This window comes from Sphingobium amiense (assembly GCF_003967075.1).
GTDB lineage: Bacteria > Pseudomonadota > Alphaproteobacteria > Sphingomonadales > Sphingomonadaceae > Sphingobium > Sphingobium amiense.
Genome location: NZ_AP018664.1, coordinates 1,080,400 through 1,099,674, shown reverse-complemented (window position 1 = coordinate 1,099,674; position 19,275 = coordinate 1,080,400). Strand labels below are relative to the sequence as shown.

Below are 19,275 nucleotides of genomic sequence, written 5' to 3'. Positions count from 1 at the left end.
CTCATTTCTCCTTGGACTGGAAGGAAGCAGGGGATGGGAAAAGCTCAAGATCGTCCGCTGCTGCCGGGAGGCCGCAGCCGCGCAGGAAATGGCCCGCGAAGTCGTCCAGCCCATGCTCCGTGATGATCGCATCGATCCGGCTCTGGCTGTCGGGGTCAGACGCACCGCATAGAGCGAGGGCCACCCGTCCCAGATCCAGTTCGAACAGACGGTTGCCGCGTTGGGACTGGAGATAATAATGCCGCTTCGGCGTTGCGCGGCTGATGAGCTCGATCTGGCGCGTATTGAGGCCGAAACGCTCATAGGCTGCCCGCGATTGCGGTTCGACCGCCCGATCATTGGGAAGCAGGATGCGCTGCGGACAGCTTTCGATGATGGCGGGCGCGATGCTGCTCTCGCTGATATCGGCCAGGCTCTGTGTCGCGAACAGCACCGCCACATTCTTTTTCCGGAGGGTCTTCAGCCATTCCCGGATGCGCGCGGCGAAGAGCGGATCGTCAAACAGGCTCCAGGCCTCGTCCAGAATCATCAGTGTCGGCCGGCCATCAAAGCGTTGCTCGATCCGATGGAACAGATAGGTCAGGACCGGAGCGGCCAGACCCTTGCGCCCCATCAGCGCCTCGGTTTCGAAACATTGGACATCGCGCTGCGCGAGGCGCTCCTCCGCGGCGTCCAGATATCCGCCATGGCTGCCATCCAGCATATAGGGCGCGAGCGCCAGCCGAAGGGCATTGGACTGGAGAAGAAGCGACAGGCCGGTCAGCGTCCGTTGTTCGACAGGGGCCGTTGCCAGGCTGGAGAGCGCCGACCAGAGCGCGTCCTTGATCTCGGGGGTCAGCAGCACCCGTTCCTGCGCGAAAATGCCGCCCAGCCATTCGGCCGCCCAGCCGCGCTCGCTTTCCCTGTCGATGTCGCACAACGGCTGGAAGGAAAGCAGATCGCCTTCCCCATCACCGGCACCCAGCGCATGATGGCTTCCACCCATGGCAAGCACCGCCGCGCGCGCCGAGCGGCCCATGTCGAACATGATGACGCGGGCACCGGCATAGCGGCGGAACTGCAAAGCGATGAAGGAAAGGAGAACCGATTTTCCCGCGCCGGTTGGCCCCACCACCATCATATGCCCAACGTCGCCGACATGGGTCGACAGGCGAAATGGTGTCGATCCGCTGGTCTTTGCCTGGAAAAGCGGCGACCCGGCGAGGTGGCGATTGCCATGAGGTCCGGCCCAGACGGCGGAAAGCGGCATCAGATGGGCAAGATTGAGGCTGTGCACCAGCGGCTGTCTCACATTGGCATAGACCTGCCCGGGCAGGCCCGACAACCAGGCCTCGACCGCATTGACGGTTTCGCGGATACAGGTGAAGCCAAGACCGTTCACAACCCGCTCGACGGCACGGACCTTCGCGTCGACAGCGGCGGTATCGCGATCCATCACCGTGATCGTGGTGGTCAGATATCCGAAGGCGACATGATCGCCGCCGAGCGCCTGCAGAGCGAGGTCCGCGTCGATCACCTTGTTGTCTGCGTCGCTGTCAAGCAGCTGGGCTGGCTGATTGTACATTATCTCGCGCAGCAGCGCCGCGACCGATTTGCGCTTGTTGAACCATTGCCGCCGGAGCTTTGTCAGCGCGCGGGTGGCGTCGCTCTTATCGAGCACGATGTAGCGCGTAGCCCAGCGATAGCCGAAATCCTGGTGATTGAGAGCGTCGAGCAGGCCTGGCCTGCTCATATTGGGGAAGCCGAGCAGCGTCAGCGTACGGATGTGCTGCCCACCGAGGCGGGGTTCGAGACCGCCGACAAGCGGCGTGTCCGCCAGCAGGCCGTCGAGATAGAAGGGTGTCTCGGGAACATGCACGCCATTATCCCGGTCCGACACGGCCGCATGGAGAAAGGTCAGGGTTGCGACATCATCCAGCGGCTGAATTTCAGGCATGAAAGAACTGAACAGATCGATGATCCGCGCTGTCTCGGCAATGAAGCCGCCGAGCGCCTGACGCCAATCACGCTGCCTGACCTTCCCTTCGCGCTCGACAAGATGCCGTCCAGCCGCATCGCTGCTGTCAGCAGGCGGCAGCCACAGGAGGGTTGCATGATATACGCTTTCGAAATGCTGCTCGTGAGACGCGAATTGCGCACGCCGTTCCTGATCCACGAGCCAGGAAGCAGGATCGACGAAAACGCCATCGGGATAACCCTGCGCTTCCCGTCGGTGGGCCTCGAAGAAAATCGCCCAGCCCGAACCGAGCCTTTTCAAAACATTATTCGCGCGCGCGCAGGTGGCGACCAGTTCCGCTTCCGTTGCGCTCTCAAGGTCTGGCCCACGGAAGCGGAATGTGCGCTGGAAACTGCCATCCTTGTTAAGGACCACGCCGGGCGCGACGAGCGCGGCCCAAGGCAGATGGTCGGCAATGCGGTCGGCGCGGGAGCGATATTCAGACAGGTTCAGCATGCCCAATATCCCTTCTGGCGGAGATGGCGAAGCAGGACGGGCGCAAAATCAGGATCGCGGCGGGTCGCTATGACCGCGATGCTGTGCCCGATCGCCCATGCCGCAATCCCGACCAGCCATATCTGAAGGCCAAGGCCGATCGCAGCGGCCAGGGTGCCATTAAGGATCGACAGGCCCCGGGGCGCCCCGCCCAGCAAGATGGGCGAGGCAAGGCTCGCATGGATGGGGACCTCGAAGCCCTTGATCGCGCTCATGCCACGAGCGCCCCGCCGCCGAAGCTGAAGAAGGAAAGGAAGAAGGACGATGCGGCAAAAGCGATGGAAAGGCCGAATACGATCTGGATCAGGCGGCGAAATCCACCCGAGGTCTCGCCAAAGGCAAGCGTGAGGCCGGTCGTAATGATGATGATCACGGCGACGATCTTCGCCACCGGTCCCTGCACCGATTCCAGCACCTGTTCGAGCGGCTGTTCCCAGGGCATGCCGGATCCGGCGGCATGCGCGGCGGCCGAAGCCATGGCAAGACCAGCGGCGAGCATGAGGGCGACGGACCCGGCGCCGCGAAGGATGGATGGTCGAGAGAATGATATTCTGGTCATAAAGCTAATCCTGTGGGGGTTGGAGGGACGAGGAGTTCGATGAGCCGGTAGCCACCCTGCGGGTCGAGACCATCGACGCGCGCGAGGCTGGTGACGCGCCGCGATGCGCCACGACCGGACAGAAAAACGATGAGGTCGATGGCTTCTGCGATGAGGGCGCGCGGAACCGTCGCCACGGCCTCCTGCACCAGGCTTTCGATACGGTTGAGCGCAGCGGCGGAACCATTGGCGTGAACCGTCGCAATCCCCCCGGGATGACCCGTATTCCAGGCCTTGAGCATGTCGAGGGCTTCGGGTCCCCTCACCTCACCCACGATGATCCGATCGGGCCGCAATCGGAGCGTGGAACGCACCAGGTCAGTCATGGTGACGATGCCCGCCCGCGTGCGCAGCGCCACGGTATCGACCGAGGGGCTTTGCAATTCGCGCGTGTCTTCGATCAGGATCAGCCGTTCCTCACTCGCCCCAATCTCACCCAGCAGGGCATTGGCGAGGGTCGTCTTTCCTGAACTAGTGCCGCCGGCGACAAGGATGTTCCACCGCTCATGCACCGCGCGACGCAAAAGCGCCGCAGCGGTATGGTTGATGATGCCATCTCTGACATAATCGTCCATGCTGTAGGGCCGGGATGCCGGCTTGCGGATCGCGAAGCAGGGGCCGACCGCGACCGGCGGCAGGATCGCCTCAAAGCGCTCGCCGACCCTTCCTTCGGCCTGCGGCGGCAGTTCCGCTGATAATATGGGTGCGTCGGCATGAACCTCCGTGCGCACATGCGAGGCGACCAGGCGGATGATCCGTTCGACTTCGCTGGGCCCAAGGACAATATCGGTATCGACACGTCCTTCACCCAGCAGGTCGAGCCGCAGGGCGCCATCGGGATTGACCATGATCTCGATGACGCGGGGATCGTCAAGCGCCGCAGCGATCGCCGGTCCCATCGCGCTGTGCAGCATGGCCTTGCGCCGTCCGGCTGCCGTTTCATCGTGCGTCGTCGCGGTGAATGTTTCGTGCCGGGTCACTCCTCGCCTCCTTCGGCCGATGGGGCCGCGATCGTCCGCTTGCCGGTTGCAAGCTGGCGGCCAACCTGGCTGATGAACGCCTCGAAGCGCTGGCGGCCCTGAGCCCGTCCAACCTCGTCATTCTCCCCGAGCGGGGGCGTCACCATAAGCTGGTAGCGGATGAACAAAGCGAGGCTTTCGACCATAATGTCGATGTCGCGGCGGGCAGCTGCCAGTTCCTTCGACAGTTCATTGAGGCGCATGCGCAGCGCCGCTTCCGCCTCACTCGCGCCGCGATGGCGCAGCCATGTCCGCAACGCATCGTTGACCAATCGGCTTTTATTCCCTGCATGGCCGGTAGCCATGGCATCGAGCGCATCGCCGATCTCGCGGTCGATATAGAGATTCTGGCGGATCTTGGGCGCGCGCTTCATAGCCCCAGCGCCTTTTCATGGGTTGACGCGACATCGATGGCGTGGCCGCGAATGACCGGCGCCATGCGCTGCGCCTGCTCCATGGCGCGCTTGTCGGAAACGACATCCTCATCCTCGACGATGGAGCGATCCACCTCCGGTTCGGAATCCTGCCTGTCCGGCCGGACCTCATTTTCAAGCGCCGGGTGCCGATGCTGCTCGCGCCCGCCTTCGTCGGCCGCCTGCCCGGTGTCAGCGGCGGCAGCCAATTTGCCTCCCGGCTCGGCAGGCGCGCTCCAATCATCCTTCCGGGACGGGGGAATGTCGGAATAGGCCCTGTCGTTGAGCAGCGGCGGCGCTCCGACACGAGCGGCGAAATTAGGGTCGCCATAATAGCGCAGCTTCTTCGCGCGGATGGGCGCCATGCCGGCGACGAGGACCAGTTCCTCGTCGGCCGAAAGCTGCATGACTTCGCCGGGTGTCAGAAGCTGGCGCGCGGTTTCCTGGCGGCTGACCATGACATGGGCCAGCCAGGGCGCCAGCCGGTGCCCCGCATAGTTACGCATGGCGCGTTGTTCGGTCGCCGTCCCCAGCGCATCGGATATACGCTTCGCCGTCCGATCGTCATTGGTCGCAAAAGCAATGCGAACGTGGCAATTGTCGAGAATGGCGTTGTGTTCGCCATAGGCCTTCTCGATCTGGTTGAGGCTTTGCGCGATCAGGAAGGCCCGGATGCCGTAGCCGGCCATGAAGGCAAGGCTCGTTTCGAAGAAATCCAGTCGGCCAAGCGCGGGGAACTCATCCAGCATCATGAGGAGCTGGTGCCGGCGTGTCGTCCCGGCCTGCTGGTCGAGCCGTTCGGTAAGGCGCCGCCCGATCTGGTTCAGGATCAGCCGGATCAGCGGCTTGGTACGGCTGATGTCGGACGGCGGCACCACCAGATAAAGCGAACAGGGCTGCGTGCCCTCCATGAGATCGGCGATCCGCCAGTCGCAGCGCGACGTCACTTGCGCGACAGTGGGATCGCGATAGAGGCCAAGGAAGGACATGGCGGTCGAAAGCACGCCCGATCGTTCATTCTCGCTCTTGTTCAGCAATTCCCGGGCGGCGGAGGCGACGACGGGATGGACCTGCCGATGCTCCTTCGTCCCGAGATGGTTGGCGGTCATCATGAGATGGAGCGTTGCTGCAAAGCTCCGGCGGGGATCGGAAAGAAAGGTCGCCACATGGGCGAGCGTCTTTTCCTCCTCGGCATAGAGAATATGGAGAATGGCGCCGACCAGCAGGGAATGGCTGGTTTTTTCCCAGTGGTTCCGGGTTGTCAGCGCGCCCTCGGGATCGACAAGGATATCGGCGATATTCTGGACGTCCCGGACCTCGTCCGCGCCGCGGCGAACCTCAAGCAGGGGATTGTAGCGGGCAGAGCGTGCATCCGTCGGATTGAACAGCAGGCAATGCGAGAAACGGGCGCGCCAGCCTGCCGTCAGGGTCCAGTTCTCCCCCTTGATGTCGTGAATGACCGCGGACCCGGTCCAGGACAACAGGGTCGGCACGACCAGGCCAACGCCCTTGCCCGAACGCGTGGGCGCAAAGGCCATGACATGCTCAGGCCCCTCATGACGCAGATAATGGTCGCCATGGCGGCCGAGCATGACACCGGCCGGCCGATACAGTCCCGCCCGCCGCACATCCCTGTGGCTCGCCCAACGCGCAGAGCCATAGGTCGTCACCTGCCGGGATTGGCGCGCGCGCCATAGCGAGCCGCAGATCGCGGCGGCGCAACCAACAAACCCGCTGGCCGCAGCCAGCGCGCCCGCCTTGTCGAAGACGATCGGCGCATAAGCGTCGAAATGATACCACCAGGCGAAAAGCGACCAGGGGCGATAGACCGGAATATCGCCGAGCATGAACCAGGAGGGCCCCAGCTGGGGCTGATAGGCGAGCATGATCGCCGCCCACTGGGTAGCGGCCCACACGCCTGCAAGGACGATGGCCAGGACAATGAGTATCTGGCCGATCAACAATTTGGTCGGGGTCACGGTTTTGCTCCCGCCCGCCGGACTGGACCGGTTCGAGCGGGTTCAAGAATCCGCGAAAGCTTTTCAGAAGGACATGGTGCAAATCGGCCCAGATCGGCTCAATTGGGTCGCCATTTACGGGTCCACACGATCATCGCCCGATCGATCATGCCCCGGCATCCACCCGAAGCTGTTCGATTCTCTCGCATGCGGATATTTCGACGGCATCCCGCAACATTCGGACGGACCGGGCAATCGCCTCCAGATCCTCGGCGTTAATGTCGTACGCAGCCGAGTATCGCGCCTCGACATAGGCGCGCTTCAACAGTTCGAACAGGCGACGCTCTGCCCTTGTGCCCCGTGGCCAAGCAGAGATCAGACGCGTCTCAATATCTTCGGCAAGGGATCGGAGAAACTTGATACTGTGGGACCGAGGGAAATACAGTGTTCGGACGAGTAGGAAGCAAGCGTATGCTGTTTCAGCCGCTTGATGAAAGTTAAAGGCCGCTTTGCGCTTCCAATCAATGTCACCTTGCGATTTCGATACAGCATATTCAGCCAGATCGATCCAGTTATCGAGTGATTTGATCTGTTCCCAATAATATTTACCCGCCATCTCGAAAGCATCGCGAGACGTAAGCGGCTGCGGCGCTACCAAACTCGACCCCGGCAATTCGTAGAGCACGATTCCTTCACGAGCGATATCGACCCAGAAATATTCACCCTTCCGCAGTCCCTGATTCACTTCATCGAGCGTATGGACGATGATGTTGACGGGGCGGCGCACAGCGTCATCGTGCAGGATCTTGTCCTCGGCGATATACCAATAATCAGCGATGTCAGTGAGATCGGCATGGCTGACGATGATCAGCAGATCGAAATCGGACTGATAGCCATTTTCAGGTTCATCGACCCAATCCGTGCGCGAATAACTCCCGAAGAGAACGATCTTCAGGATCCGCCCATTGCGCTTCCAGGACTGGCTTGCGCGAGAGGTCGCCTCGGCAAATTCGCCAAGGAGAATTTTCTGGACCCGCGCCAACTCGCCGCGCTGAACATCCGGCAGGTGATCAAGATCCGTTTTCATGTCCGGATTCTCGCGGGATTTCCTTTCCTTGGCAAGCACCTATGAACTTGTCCTGGAGAAGCGAAGCGTACACAATCATGGCACAGGGACAAGAGCAGCGCTTCCCGGCCACGGCTGTTGCGTTTGCTTGCCAAGCCAAGAGCCTTTTGAACAACTTTCATGACGATTGGGAGTGATGAAGATGGCAACAGGAACCGGGGTCTTGACAGCCGATGTGCCGGTGGGACGGCCGTAAGATCGACGCCCCGGTTGTTCGCATTGAACGTTCGCGACGATGGATCATGAAGCAGGCTCTGGCGGCATGGATCGACCAGGAGGAAGATCGGCACAAGATGACGCTTGAAGCCTTGGCAGATGTAGACGCGGGCCGGGTGATCGATCATCAGAATATTCAGGCCTGAGCTGACAGCCTTGCGACCGACAGCCCGCGGCCCTCGCCCACCGCGTAAAGATTCAGTGGATCAGCAAGGCGTCGTCGGTTCCTTTGCGCCCGCATGAGCGCCTAGGGCCGGTCGCACCTGATGCATCCTCGCGTGTCGTATCGCGAGCGGCAGTCTCCACGTAACTGACGACGGTCTTCCTAAGGTCAACTGATCGTCGGCCCGCCTCGACCCCGCCCGAAGGACCAGCTCACGCCATCTTCGCGCATCAGGCCCGACACGCTTTGCCCGACGCGCCGCTCCAGCACTGGCCGCCAGGGCACGAGCACAAAATCCCGCGACCGTTCGAGTACCGCAAAGCGCCCGGAAATGAGGTCGACGCGGCGCCTGTATATGCCCTCGAGCTTCTCGCCCTCGACAGTCTCGGCAAAGGGCAAGGCCAGTTCGTGCGACAACTGGCCCGCCACGCGCAAAAGCTCACGTCGCCGCAGGACTGCAAGCAGATCCTTGCGATAGCGGATTTCGCCTTCGCCCCGCTCGACCAGTCCCTCCTCCACCAGCCATTGCCGCCGACGCGCCAGGGCATCCGTCATGTCACGACCAAAGCCTGCATTGCGCAACTGGGGAGGATCACCATCGACCAGCGTGCGATCGAGCCAGGTCGCCGCATGGGCGGTCGCCAGGTCCGCGACACCCACGGGCGAGAGCATCTCGATCAAGAGGGGCTGGGCTGTGAGTTGCCGACGCTCGAACGCCGCCACGCGACCGAGATGGTCGGGGGCGATGACCCAACTCCCGTCGCCCGAACGCCCGGCAATATCCCCGGCACGCGCAAGCGCCTCGAGCCTGCGGACATGCGCCTCGACATAGTCCGAACGCGCGCCCGGGTCATGGCGTCGATGCGCTTCGCCATCATAGCGTCCGCCATTGCCAGCCGCGACGGCGGCGATCGTCCGATCGACCTCGCGGACGGCTGCTTCCCTCGGCCTGATGGCGACAACGGCGGGGCCTTGCTGAGGACCCTCCCCCTCGACGTGCGATGGTGGAAGCAAATCGCCGGTTTCGCCCTTGCCGATCGGCACATAATAGGTGCGTCCGTCGATGCCGTCGATCAGCAGAAAATGACGGTCCTCCAGTTCGTCGGCAAGCCCGCGCATGAGTATGCGCCCGATGAGCGGCGAGGCGCCTGCCTCGCCCGGATCATAGATAAGCTGGTCGGCGCTTGACCGCTCCAGCCGTAGCCGCGAAAATTCGCGCTGCATCGTGCGGATGATGTCTCCCCGTTCACCCATGGTGCGGAGGACGGATTCGAGATCTGGGTCAAGCCGATAGCGGCCGGTGGGCAGAGGCTCGGCCAGCCCCATACGCGCGAGATGCCCAAGCCTGCACGCCTGCAAGTCATGTTCGAGGGGATCGCGGGCAACGGGTTTGACGATATGGTCATCGGCGATGCGGAGCAGCGAACGGTCGATCGGCGTGAACCTGTCCTGCGTGATTTCCGCGCGGCGCGAGACGAGAATCTCGCGATCGCTTCTGGGGCCAAGGTCGAGTTCGACGAACTCCGCCGCACGCTCGCGCAATCCCCTGCTGATATAGTCGCGCGCAATGACAAGATTGTCGCCATTCTGATCGACGCCCCGGAGCAGGATATGGCTGTGCGGATGGCCCGTATTATAATGATCGACCGCGACCCATTCGAGCCGCGTGCCGAGATCCTCTTCCATCTGCATCATGAGACGGCGGACAAGGGGTTTGAGATCCTCATATCGATCGCCATCCTCTGGCGCGACGATGAACCGGAACTGATGCCTGTCTCCATTGCCCTTCTCCAGAAAGGCCTTGCCGTCGGCATGATCCTTCCCGGGACCGTACAGCACGCTGCGTTCGCCTGCCCGGTTGGTCCCGTCCCGCTGCAGATAGCGCAGATGGGCAACCGCCTGGTTCCCGCCCTTGCCACCCAGCTTCACGAGCCGCGCCTTGACGATGACACGCCGGCGCCGGACAAGCGCGTTGCTTGTCCCAACGCTAAGCAGCCGGCCGATGCCGGCGCCGCGCCCATAGCGATGGCCGGAAAAACCGGCTCGCCCCTTTCGTCCAGGCCCGGCGCCGCGCGCCAGATTGGCGGCTGCAACCACCCTGCCGGCATAACGCCGCGCCTTCGGCCCGCCCGACGCGCGCTGCCGTCCAAGCCGGGGCGTCAAATCCTCATCATCGGCCATTGCATGGTTCCTGCTCTGGCCCCTCTCGCCCTCAGAGTGCGGCATCTTCCGCGCCATGGGAAGCGGTGCCGCCAGAAGGCCCGGAAATCCGCGCTTTTCAGCAGGAGATGGCACTGGACAAGTGCTCATGCCGGAATATGGCACCATAAAAAATGATGTGCAGACAAGAGGTTAGCCGACCCCTGGTGCCGGCACCTTTATCTTGCCTTACGCGACTCCCTCCGCATTGGGCCCTCTTCGACCGCCTGCCCTTCATCCCATCGATCCTGTACATCGCCGCCATCACGCACCGGAAAAGACATCCATCCGGTCCTGCCGCGAACGAAAGGAAAGCCCGGGACAGCGCCCAATGGCACTGTTGCGGGCATGGCTGGCGTCATCAAGGAGCTGCCTCGTACACCTCTGCCAGACGGTCCCGTTCGTCCAGCGCAACCTGCAATTCAGCCGCGATCTGCCGCGCTTCCCGACGGTCGCGACAGCAGCTGAGTTCAGCGCGCAGTTCCTCGATTTGCTGTTCAATCGACATTCCAGCCTCCATCATCTTGCGAAAGATGAAGACGTCGCCCGCGGTGGAACGGGCCGGGTCAAGGACCGCGAAGCGGCCGCGCCAGCGGCGATGGGGGTCACGATTTTTCGTGGGGAAAGCGCAGCGTCCCCCACGAAAATGGTGGGGCCCCGTCGTCCTTGAGGCGGCCCGTTCCGCCCCGGCATCATGGGAAAGCCTGAGCGGATTTTCCTCTTTCCTCGCCTGGCCACGCGTCTGTCCCGGGGCGACAAGCCCGCGAATTTTGCCTGGCGCTAGCGCACCTTCAGTCCGAGTTCGCCCAGCAATTCTCCGGCCTGCGCACGCGATATGGTTGCGCCGCGGAAGAGGCTTGCATCGACGAGCCGCAGGCCGCCAATATCCGCGCCGCGCAGGTCCGCGCCGTCGAAGCGCGATCCCGCCATGCTGGCATCGCGCAGGCTGCACTCCTCGAACACCACCTGCCGGAAATCGCACTTTCGAAGATCGGCCTGGGAAAAATCGACCTTCCGCAGCCTGTCATTGCGAAAGGAAAATCCAGGCAATCGCGCATTGATGAGGAGCGTTTCCTCGATCCCGATCTCCATGGCGGAAGCATCGGTAAAGTCCGCGCCAGTCAGTTTGCAGCCGCTGAACCGAGCGGCATAAAGCTTGGTTCGGCGAAAGTTGGCATTGTTGAAGTCGCTGGCGCGGAAGCTGGATTCTGCAAGGGTGGCGCCGGTAAAATTGGCAAATGCGCCCCGACAGCCATGCCAGACCACGCCATCCAGGTTCGCACCGCTCAGATTGGCATCCCGCAGGTTGCAGCGCTCGAAGTGCCAGCCGCTGAGGTCGAGCCGGGACAGGTCGGCCTCTTCCAGGTCGCAATCGACAAGATGGCGGCAAGTCGAGGGGCTGAGCTGCTGAACATCGTCACGCGACAGCGATCGGCCGCACAGCATATGCTCGGAGGAAAGGTCGTCAACCGCTCCCTCCTAAATCGGAAATGGTCGCTATTCCACAACCGCCTTGTGGTGCGGCCTGCCCCGGAATGCTGAACAACAGCACAAGGCCGATCCTCAATAGGCCCGGCGTACGGCGAAAAGCGGATCGGATTTCGCTATGCCCTCAGTTGGCGTGTCGGCAGGCTCGGCTGCGGATGGCCCGGCACGATAGATGAACAGAAACGGAGGCTTTGTCGCCGGCGGGTTTGGCTGGGGTGGGCGTAGCGGCGACAGCGTCCGAGCGGCCCCGAGCGATGCAGTGATATTGGCCATATAAGCGCGCGTTTCCGGCGGCAACGGCCGGCCTTCGATGAGAAATTGCCGATAGCGCTCAGGACCGGCATGATAGGCACCGAACAGTCCGGGATAGCCGAAGCGCTGGTTCATGGCGGCAAGATAGGCGGTGCCCGCAACGACATTGTCATGGGGATCATGCGGGTTCTGTCCGAGCCCATGAAGCCTTCGCATGTCCGCCCAGGTGCCGGGCATCAGCTGCATCAGGCCCATGGCCCCGGCGGAGCTGGTGATGGGCCTGCCCTGCCAGACCGTGCGGCCGCCGCTCTCCGCGCGCATGACCGCCTCGACCCATAGCCGGTCGATCCCGAAACGGACCGACGCCTCGGCTATCTCCCCGGCCCAGTCGGCAACTGGGTCAGCGCGCAGCGGCATTGCCCAAAGGATCAGCCCCGTTGCGATCGACCGCAGGCATCGCGTCAGCCCAGCCATAGCGGGCTCGCCTTGCCGATGATGTCGGCCTCTCCCACCGGCCCGAAATAGCGGCCGTCGAAAGATGCCGGAACCCTGTCCATGAGGAGGAAAAAGCGGCCGGGAAGCAGGCCCTCGCAACCCTCCCACCAGGGCAGGGCGCGACCCAAATTGTCGTGCGGCAGACGCCGCGCGATCAGCTTTCCGTCCAGCGTCACCCTCTCGCCGCGCGCGCAGATGATGTCGCCCGGAACGCCGATAACGCGCTTTACCAGTGGCACGTTCATGGGGAGATAATGCCGCCGCGCGGCAAGCAGGCGGGCCGGATAGGGCGCGCGCGCCACCACCATGTCGCTGCGCGCAAGCCTTGCCCCGGGGGACACCAGATAGAAGCCGACCGGGGCGCTCGCTGTCGCATTCCAGAGCAGGCGCGGGGGCGGCGGGAAGGCGATGGTCGCCCCCAGCGCAAGCGCCCCCAACCCGATCCAGATAGCATGGCGCCGTAGGCGGCGGCGCCTGGCGCGTGCCGCGCGCAACGCCTCGCCCCAGGCGAAAAGCGGAAGGTCGCGAGGCCGACTCACGCGCCTTCTCCCGACCTGCGGGCCGCCGACCACGCATCAAGATCATCGACATGATAGCGCCAGCTTCCGCCATGCATGCGGCAAAGCGGCCCCCGCCCCTGATGGCGCAAGCGCTTCAGGGTGTTGGCGGCGATCCCCAGATGAAAGGCCGCCTGCTTGGCGGTCAGATAAGGGCAGGTATTCCGCGCGATCCGGGCGCGCTCGGCCAGGTCCCGCGGTTGGGCGCCGGGGCGTTCCTTCGCATGATCTTCCATGGCTGTTTTCCTTGGCGACCCGGCCCCGGAAGGGAGCATGTGGGTCAGATCGGCCCATGCTGGGGTGATCCGGCCCATCGCGGCACGGTCGGAAAATGGGGGGCGCCCTTTTCGACCCCCGTCGCGATCATCCGGTCCCGGCCGCATGGGAAGCGGCCAGGGCCGGCGGCGGACCATCAGTCAGCCGGATTCCAGATGATGGCAAAGGCATCCTCATCATCCTGCCCGGCCGCCCGGCCCAGATTGGCGTAGAGTCGGCGTGGTCCGAATTCCGGGGCGGCAAGGCTGAGCGATACATAGTCCTTGCCGGAGGTTTCACTGATCCGGATCCAGCCCGCCCCGATCTCCACGCCCGACGCCAGGACGCGATAGTCGGGCTGGGTGCTGCCATTCTTGCGGCTGTTGGGGATGATCTCGACATCGGTGCGGATCGAGAGGGTGCGAAGCTGGCCCTTGAAGCCATTTCCGTTGCGGGTGACATAACCGATTGCAGCCATTTTCTGTCTCCTGTCGTGTGCCCGCGAACCATTTCCGGGCGACAGCAGGCCAAGAGGGCCGGGCCGCAAAGGCCTCACGCACCGCAGGCCGAAGCGTCAGCGAAGGACCGGCCGGCCTGCCTTATTTGGTCCGCGAGGAGCCCTGTCACGGGCGGGGAAATAAGGCGCAGCCGAGCCGGTTGCGGGAGGGTGGGCCCGGCCCAGAAGCCTGCTTTTCAAGGCGCCGGGATGGATCGCGCGGCAGCACAATCGGGAAACGATGGCATGCATGGCCCGTCAGTCCGACAACCAGGAAAGAAGGCCGCGTTGCATCATGCCCCAGTCCGTTTCGAATGGCCCCGGATGCGTGAATGGCATGTGCTCATATCTTTCGTGGAGAGGGCAGCCGGGTGCGACAGAGGCGGCTGGCCAGTCAGGAATTCCGGTCACAATGGCCATCGCGGCCCGCGCTCCGCTATCGAGGACTCTCGCTCGACCCTATGCCAATCTCGGCCGGGCGCCCGTCAACCAGTAGCGCCCGCGCTTCACCCGCGCGACGACTGACCGTCAAAAAGCGACGGGTGCATCATCCCGTCACACAAGGTTTGCGCTGTGGCTATCAGAAAATCCAAGGGTTCCGACTCCAGCCGGTCCACAACTTTTGGGAGAGGAAATATGCCGACAAGGCTGACATCAATGCGGCTAGTCCTGTTGGCCGCGAAAGGGCATGCGACATTGTGCGGCCCTTCGGCAAATGGGAGTGACAAGTTGCCATCGCCCTCGGCCTTGAAAGCCGCTCCATTTCCCTGATTGACCGCGATTACTCAACCGTCAGATGATGCCATCTGACTGGAAATCGCTCAAAGACCCAGAAGTGCGCTTATCTTGGCGCGCACCTCATCGATCACGGCCGTTGATACGGAGCCCTTTTTCTTCGCTCCCCGCGCCTTCCAATCGAGGCTCTTGATCTGATCGGACAGCACGATGCTGGGCGGTGCCTGGGACACGGTCACTTCGAAAGGATAGCCCTTGATCTGGCTCGTCATCGGGCAGCAAATCATCATGCCCCGCAGCTTGTTGTAGGCCGCAGGTGAGAGGACGAGCGCAGGACGATGCCCCGCTTGCTCATGTCCGGCCTGGGGATCGAATTGCAGCCACACAATATCGCCAGTGTCCGGAATATAGCGACTGGCCATCAAAGCACTTCATTGCCGACCGGGGGACCAAAATCGACAATCTCGTGGAACGTCTCCGGCTTCATGTCCGCAAGCAACGCGTCGAGCGTGTAGACAGGCTTCAGGACGGGCTCGATGATGAGCCGGCTACCTTCCTGGCGAACTTCGACCTCCTGACCGACATTCAGCGCGGCAGCCGCCATGATGGCGGAGGGAATCCGGATTGCAGCGCTATTGCCCCACTTCTTTACCTGAATACCCATCGGACACTCCCTTGTATCGACATTGATGATACACTAGCAGAATGACGCAATGTGTCAACAAATGTATCTACATTTCGAGTGGAAGAAGCCGGGTATCCAGATGGCGCGCGCGGCCTGATGCCGGTCAGTGACGCCGGATCACCATGCCGCTCTGATCACGCAGCCTGCAAACGCCCTTGGAGCGCTGAAAACCATGGCTTCCGGCCAGTTCATGGCTGGCAAGCGCCACATCATCCAGCGAGAGTTTCTGCGCGATGCAAGGGTCGCATACCGGTTCGGGCGCAAGGCGTGCGACGAAACGCGCTACCTCGTCCAATATCTTCATGATCTGCCCCACGACACGCCGTTCCCATGCGGGACGGCGCGGGGAGAGGCAAGGAGAAATGGGCCGCGCGCCCAGGCCGGAACGGCGTGGGCGCGCGGCCCATTTTTTTTCATGCTGTATCTCGCTCAGGCCCAATGGACGGGATCGCCGCGCGATCCCGTCCACCCCATATGAGCCTCCGTCAGGCCGCGAACCGGTCCTGCTCGGCGCGATGCCCCAGCGCATCCCTTTCCTCTCCATCGGGGTCGGGCAGGGCCGCGCCGCCCTGCGGCGGCACCGGATCATCCTCGCGGTCCTCCGCCGCACTCGCCGCCGCGCAGGCCGCTTCATGGACGCTGACCGATCCGACGCCGCCGCGCGCGGTATAGGCGGACGGCGGAAAGGCCATCCAGCGCGGCACCCATCCGGCGCGCGCCCGCCGCCCATTTTCCCCGCGCAGATGGTCGCCCAATATCCGACGCTGGGTCCGGGCCTTTTCCTTCACATTGGCCGCCGCGACAGCTTCCCCCGCCACCTCGGCCAGCAAGGCACCCAGCAATTCGCGATCCCGCAGCAGTGCAAGAAAGGCGTCGTCGCTCTCCCACCATTGCCCCATGTCGAGCCCCAGAACGAGGCCGAGCGCCTCGACGGCAGCGCTGCCGCTGGCGAGGCTTTCGCCCATGACAACCGCCACAATGTCCATGAGCGCGGCATCGGGAAGGTCGAGCATGCGGTGAAACAGCGTGACAAGATCGGGTGCACCATGGCCGCCAAGAAGATGCGCATCATCGGGATCAGCGCACAGGAGCGCCAGCACCGCACGCCGCCGCTCGTTGAACAGGGCCTCGCCCCGGCTCGCGGCGAGGCTCTGTGCAACATCCTCATGGCGCGCCGCCTGGGGTTCAGGCCGTATCGACCAGAGCGATGAGCCTGCGACCGCATGGGCCAGCATCAACCGCAGCGCGATGCCGGGCCGGTCAAGCAATGCTGCGCGTACGGCGACATGGCGATGGAGATCGACATAGATATTGAGGGTGGAGGTGAGTTCGGGACGAACCACCCTTGGCCGGCCTGCCTCGCCCTGCCTTGCCGCCTTCTGCCGGGCTTCCTTGCGGCTGAGATAGCCCTCATGGATGACGGCCTCGCCATTGGAGCGCAGATCGACATAGACGCGCCCGCCCTTGCGCTTGGGCGCCTTCTCATACTCCCAGACCGAAAAATGCTCGTTGACGGGTATGATCACCACATCGCTCCAGCCCGCCTCGAGCCACGCCTCCCGGCGCGCGGCGATGGCGGCATGTTGCGCATCCCAGAAGAGAGCGGCATCGGCAAAATAGGCGTCATCGCCAAAAAGGTCGGCGACGATGGCAAGGCCGCTTGCCTGCGCGTCGAACAGGGCATGGCGGACCGGAATGGACTGTCCGCCAAAAAGCCATGCCTTCAACTGATGCCCGGTGGGCGCAGAGCCATCCTCGTCATCGAGCAGGGCAAGCCATGCGCGCTGCTGGCCTTTCGATGCCATGGTGAGGTGCCGCACCGTCGGGCGGTCAACGGCCTCCCGGTCGTAGAGCTGGCGGATGCGGGGCAGGAGATTGCCCAGAGCAAGGATGCGCCGCACGGCGATGTCGGGAAGACCGAAGGTCGCGGCGATATAATCCACGCCGCGCCCTTCCTTCACCAGCCGGGTGAAGGCCTCCCATTGCGCTACTTCGGAAGGATCGCGGCGCGCGGCATTCTCGATCAACGAAGCCTCGATTGCATCGGCATCATCACCCGCCTCGAGAATGGCGCAGGGGAGCGCGGCGCATTCGGAATCGGCCTCGCCCGCCGCGCGTTTTTCCTGCCAGGCGGCGCACGCGGCATGAAAGCGGCGGCTTCCGGCAATAATCTCATAAATGGGGGCGTCGTTGGCTGGCTCGTCGGCTTCACATCGGCACGGGCGCACGATGATGGGCTGGATCACGCCGCGCCTGCGCACCGTCGGCATTATGTCGCTTATGTCGGGGGCCTTCCTGCTCCACCGCATATTGGCCTTGCTGATGCAGAGCCGGTCGAGGGGAATAAAGTCTAGTTTCATGGGATACTCCATTGTCGCAAATGGCAGGCCCTGCCGCGAACGGACCGTCGCGGTCGGCAGATGACAGGACCTGTCCTTGAATGGGCGGCAAGCGGCCGCCCGCGCCTTGCCGCCGCTCAAGGCGGCGGAAGCTCGTCGGTCGGCCGGGCCATGAGGCTGCGGGCGAGAAAGGACTGGGCTGCAAGGATCGATCCGGCACGGCGCGCCGTGCCGGCCCAGACCGAAAGCGGATGCAGCGAGGTAAAGGCAAGGTCGCGCTCGATCCGCAGGCCAAAGGGCAGGCGGATGGTCCCGATCTCTCGCAGCGAAAAATATCCCAGTTCCGGGCAGCCAAAGCCGAGATCGGCAAGGCCGAACAATGTGTCGCCGTCCCGCGCCAATTCGGTGACCAGCCAAGTCGCGGCTCCCAAGGGATTGAAGACTTTGGCGAGTGGGCAAGGGTCAAAGCCCAAGATTTCGGCGCTCGCCCGCGCCTGTGCGCGCAAGCGGGCGCGCAGTTCATAGGAAAGGAGGATCATGCCGCCCTCCCATCCATGGTCGTGGCGGCGATGGCTGGATCGGGTGCGCCCTCTCCACCCACGCCCTGCCGGGCAGCGCGATGCTTCTCCAGCAGCCAGTCGGCGGCAAGGCTGGCCGCGCGCGCCGCGCGGAAAATGGCCCTGCTGTCCTCGCGAAGCACAGCCAACCACGCGCCGATATAGTCGGAATGCCGCACGGTCGGGACGATCCCCAGCGAGGCGCAGAGGAAGGCCGATCCCATTTCCGCGACATATCCTGACAGTCCAGCCCTAATGTGACTTCCACCGCAAATTTTCGGGGCGCGGATCATGCGGCCATCTCCTCAGGCTGGGGCTGCTGGGCGTGCATCCAGTCGGCGGCCGCCTGCGCCTTGCTGGCGGCGGTGAAGATGGCACGAGGGTCGTCTTTGAGTGCGCGCAACCACGATGCTACGTAGGCGGCATGATCGGCCCGCGGATGGTGAGCGATCCCGAGGTCGGCGAGCACGAACGATGCGGTCAGTTCAGCGCAAATTTCCTCGATCGCCAAGCTGTCGCGCTTGAAACGTTCGGCAAAGTTGCGGTCGAGCCGGTGCTTTGCCCCTGTGGCGTGGGCCGCCTCATGCAAAAGCGTGCCCATCTGTGCTGATGCATCCCGAAACGAGGCAAAGGTCGGCATGAAGATGTGATCGAGGTCGATCCGGTAGTGCGCATCGTAGGCGCCCTCGGTGACCGGGATCTTGAGGGCCGCGACGAAAGCTTCGGCGTGCCCGAACCGCTCGCCCTCGGGTAGAACTGCGACAGGTGAGGGTTCATAGCCCTCGACCTGGGCGAGGTTGAACACGGTGAAGGCCCGCGCGAACATGCGGCCGGGTCCGGCTTCGCCATCGTCATGATCATCATCGGTGCGCGATGCGGCCTGTTTCCAGAACACAACCGTCGTTCCGCGTTCACCTTTGCGGACCTGTGCGCCAAGCGATGCCCACTGGCGATAGGTCCCCCAAAGACCGCTGGAATAGGCAGCCGCTTCGGCTGCGATCCAGAGCGCGAGCACGTTGACGCCGCGATAGCGGCGGCGGGAGGTGACGTTCTGCGGCCTGGTGGTGGCAGCGCCATCATGGTGCCAGGGCATACGCCAATCGCCGGCACCGGCTTCGATGGCACATACAATCTCGGTAGTAATGCGCGAATAGACGTCGGCTCGCGGCGTAGCAGGGTAGGATCGGGACATGGCAGGTCTCCACGACGGGCGGAGGGAAACTGTCTTCCGCT

The 19,275-nt window shown here is 63.4% G+C and carries 22 protein-coding genes; 2 read left to right on the top strand and 20 right to left on the bottom strand.

Features of this window, described 5'->3' with window-relative positions; genetic code table 11:
- Position 1: 1 nt before the first annotated feature.
- The 7 genes from trbE to SAMIE_RS05130 all read right to left on the bottom strand — a co-directional run bounded on the left by trbE (position 2) and on the right by SAMIE_RS05130 (position 7,566).
- The gene (trbE, locus tag SAMIE_RS05160) at positions 2-2,452 is read right to left on the bottom strand and encodes a conjugal transfer protein TrbE (RefSeq protein WP_066699740.1); all 2,451 of its coding nucleotides are present in this window, start codon (positions 2,450-2,452) and stop codon (positions 2-4) included.
- A complete protein-coding gene (locus SAMIE_RS05155; protein ID WP_066699742.1) occupies positions 2,446-2,706 on the bottom strand; it encodes a VirB3 family type IV secretion system protein in 261 nt (86 codons plus the stop codon). The genes trbE and SAMIE_RS05155 overlap by 7 nt, the downstream gene beginning before the upstream one ends.
- Positions 2,703-2,990 (bottom strand): TrbC/VirB2 family protein, encoded by a 288-nt coding sequence (locus tag SAMIE_RS05150; RefSeq protein ID WP_013041095.1) that lies wholly within the window; start codon positions 2,988-2,990, stop codon positions 2,703-2,705. The genes SAMIE_RS05155 and SAMIE_RS05150 overlap by 4 nt, the downstream gene beginning before the upstream one ends.
- A 56-nt stretch (positions 2,991-3,046) precedes the next feature.
- On the bottom strand, positions 3,047-4,003 hold the full coding sequence (gene trbB / locus SAMIE_RS05145; protein ID WP_066699792.1) for a P-type conjugative transfer ATPase TrbB: 957 nt from the start codon (positions 4,001-4,003) through the stop codon (positions 3,047-3,049).
- Between the two features lie 62 nt (positions 4,004-4,065).
- Entirely contained in the window at positions 4,066-4,482 is a 417-nt protein-coding gene (locus SAMIE_RS05140) for a CopG family transcriptional regulator (protein WP_066699744.1), read from the bottom strand.
- Positions 4,479-6,500: a conjugal transfer protein TraG gene (locus SAMIE_RS05135; RefSeq protein ID WP_066699746.1), complete on the bottom strand. Its 2,022-nt coding sequence runs from the start codon at positions 6,498-6,500 to the stop codon at positions 4,479-4,481. Before SAMIE_RS05135 ends, SAMIE_RS05140 begins: the two co-directional genes overlap by 4 nt.
- A 145-nt stretch (positions 6,501-6,645) precedes the next feature.
- Positions 6,646-7,566: a HEPN domain-containing protein gene (locus SAMIE_RS05130; RefSeq protein WP_066699748.1), complete on the bottom strand. Its 921-nt coding sequence runs from the start codon at positions 7,564-7,566 to the stop codon at positions 6,646-6,648.
- A gap of 281 nt (positions 7,567-7,847) precedes the next feature.
- On the opposite strand from SAMIE_RS05130, the gene SAMIE_RS24100 reads away from it, so the two are divergent.
- Positions 7,848-7,967, top strand: a complete 120-nt coding sequence (locus SAMIE_RS24100; protein WP_369691256.1) for a CopG family ribbon-helix-helix protein — start codon at positions 7,848-7,850, stop codon at positions 7,965-7,967.
- Positions 7,968-8,152: 185 nt separating this feature from the next.
- Here the strand turns inward: SAMIE_RS24100 and rlxS are convergent, their stop codons facing one another.
- Positions 8,153-10,165 (bottom strand): relaxase/mobilization nuclease RlxS, encoded by a 2,013-nt coding sequence (gene rlxS / locus SAMIE_RS05120; RefSeq protein ID WP_066699750.1) that lies wholly within the window; start codon positions 10,163-10,165, stop codon positions 8,153-8,155.
- Positions 10,166-10,514: 349 nt separating this feature from the next.
- Here rlxS and SAMIE_RS23290 point away from each other — a divergent pair, with 349 nt between their 5' ends.
- The gene (locus SAMIE_RS23290; protein WP_066699751.1) at positions 10,515-10,853 is read left to right on the top strand and encodes a hypothetical protein; all 339 of its coding nucleotides are present in this window, start codon (positions 10,515-10,517) and stop codon (positions 10,851-10,853) included.
- Positions 10,854-10,963: 110 nt separating this feature from the next.
- Here the strand turns inward: SAMIE_RS23290 and SAMIE_RS05115 are convergent, their stop codons facing one another.
- The 12 genes from SAMIE_RS05115 to SAMIE_RS05060 form a co-directional block, all read right to left on the bottom strand.
- The gene (locus SAMIE_RS05115; protein WP_066699752.1) at positions 10,964-11,629 is read right to left on the bottom strand and encodes a pentapeptide repeat-containing protein; all 666 of its coding nucleotides are present in this window, start codon (positions 11,627-11,629) and stop codon (positions 10,964-10,966) included.
- 117 nt (positions 11,630-11,746) lie between these two features.
- The gene (locus SAMIE_RS05110) at positions 11,747-12,397 is read right to left on the bottom strand and encodes a lytic transglycosylase domain-containing protein (RefSeq protein ID WP_066699757.1); all 651 of its coding nucleotides are present in this window, start codon (positions 12,395-12,397) and stop codon (positions 11,747-11,749) included.
- Positions 12,385-12,957: a S26 family signal peptidase gene (locus SAMIE_RS05105; RefSeq protein WP_066699759.1), complete on the bottom strand. Its 573-nt coding sequence runs from the start codon at positions 12,955-12,957 to the stop codon at positions 12,385-12,387. The genes SAMIE_RS05110 and SAMIE_RS05105 overlap by 13 nt, the downstream gene beginning before the upstream one ends.
- The gene (locus SAMIE_RS05100; RefSeq protein WP_066699761.1) at positions 12,954-13,211 is read right to left on the bottom strand and encodes a helix-turn-helix domain-containing protein; all 258 of its coding nucleotides are present in this window, start codon (positions 13,209-13,211) and stop codon (positions 12,954-12,956) included. The genes SAMIE_RS05105 and SAMIE_RS05100 overlap by 4 nt, the downstream gene beginning before the upstream one ends.
- A 176-nt stretch (positions 13,212-13,387) precedes the next feature.
- The gene (locus SAMIE_RS05095; protein ID WP_066699763.1) at positions 13,388-13,708 is read right to left on the bottom strand and encodes a DUF736 domain-containing protein; all 321 of its coding nucleotides are present in this window, start codon (positions 13,706-13,708) and stop codon (positions 13,388-13,390) included.
- Positions 13,709-14,547: 839 nt separating this feature from the next.
- Complete coding sequence (gene mazF, locus SAMIE_RS05090; protein ID WP_066699765.1) at positions 14,548-14,883, bottom strand: endoribonuclease MazF; 336 nt, start codon at positions 14,881-14,883, stop codon at positions 14,548-14,550.
- Positions 14,883-15,125 carry an AbrB/MazE/SpoVT family DNA-binding domain-containing protein gene (locus SAMIE_RS05085; RefSeq protein WP_066699767.1) on the bottom strand — a complete coding sequence of 81 codons (243 nt, stop codon included), beginning with the start codon at positions 15,123-15,125 and terminating at the stop codon, positions 14,883-14,885. Before SAMIE_RS05085 ends, mazF begins: the two co-directional genes overlap by 1 nt.
- 124 nt (positions 15,126-15,249) lie before the next feature.
- Positions 15,250-15,450 (bottom strand): hypothetical protein, encoded by a 201-nt coding sequence (locus tag SAMIE_RS05080; protein ID WP_126516755.1) that lies wholly within the window; start codon positions 15,448-15,450, stop codon positions 15,250-15,252.
- A 181-nt stretch (positions 15,451-15,631) separates the two neighbouring features.
- Complete coding sequence (locus SAMIE_RS05075; RefSeq protein ID WP_066699793.1) at positions 15,632-17,506, bottom strand: ParB/RepB/Spo0J family partition protein; 1,875 nt, start codon at positions 17,504-17,506, stop codon at positions 15,632-15,634.
- A gap of 116 nt (positions 17,507-17,622) precedes the next feature.
- Positions 17,623-18,024, bottom strand: coding sequence for a DUF2958 domain-containing protein (locus SAMIE_RS05070; protein ID WP_066699794.1), 402 nt, complete (start codon positions 18,022-18,024; stop codon positions 17,623-17,625).
- Complete coding sequence (locus SAMIE_RS05065) at positions 18,021-18,335, bottom strand: zincin-like metallopeptidase domain-containing protein (protein ID WP_126516754.1); 315 nt, start codon at positions 18,333-18,335, stop codon at positions 18,021-18,023. Before SAMIE_RS05065 ends, SAMIE_RS05070 begins: the two co-directional genes overlap by 4 nt.
- A complete protein-coding gene (locus SAMIE_RS05060) occupies positions 18,332-19,234 on the bottom strand; it encodes an ArdC family protein (RefSeq protein WP_030538914.1) in 903 nt (300 codons plus the stop codon). The genes SAMIE_RS05065 and SAMIE_RS05060 overlap by 4 nt, the downstream gene beginning before the upstream one ends.
- Between the last annotated feature and the right edge of the window lie 41 nt (positions 19,235-19,275).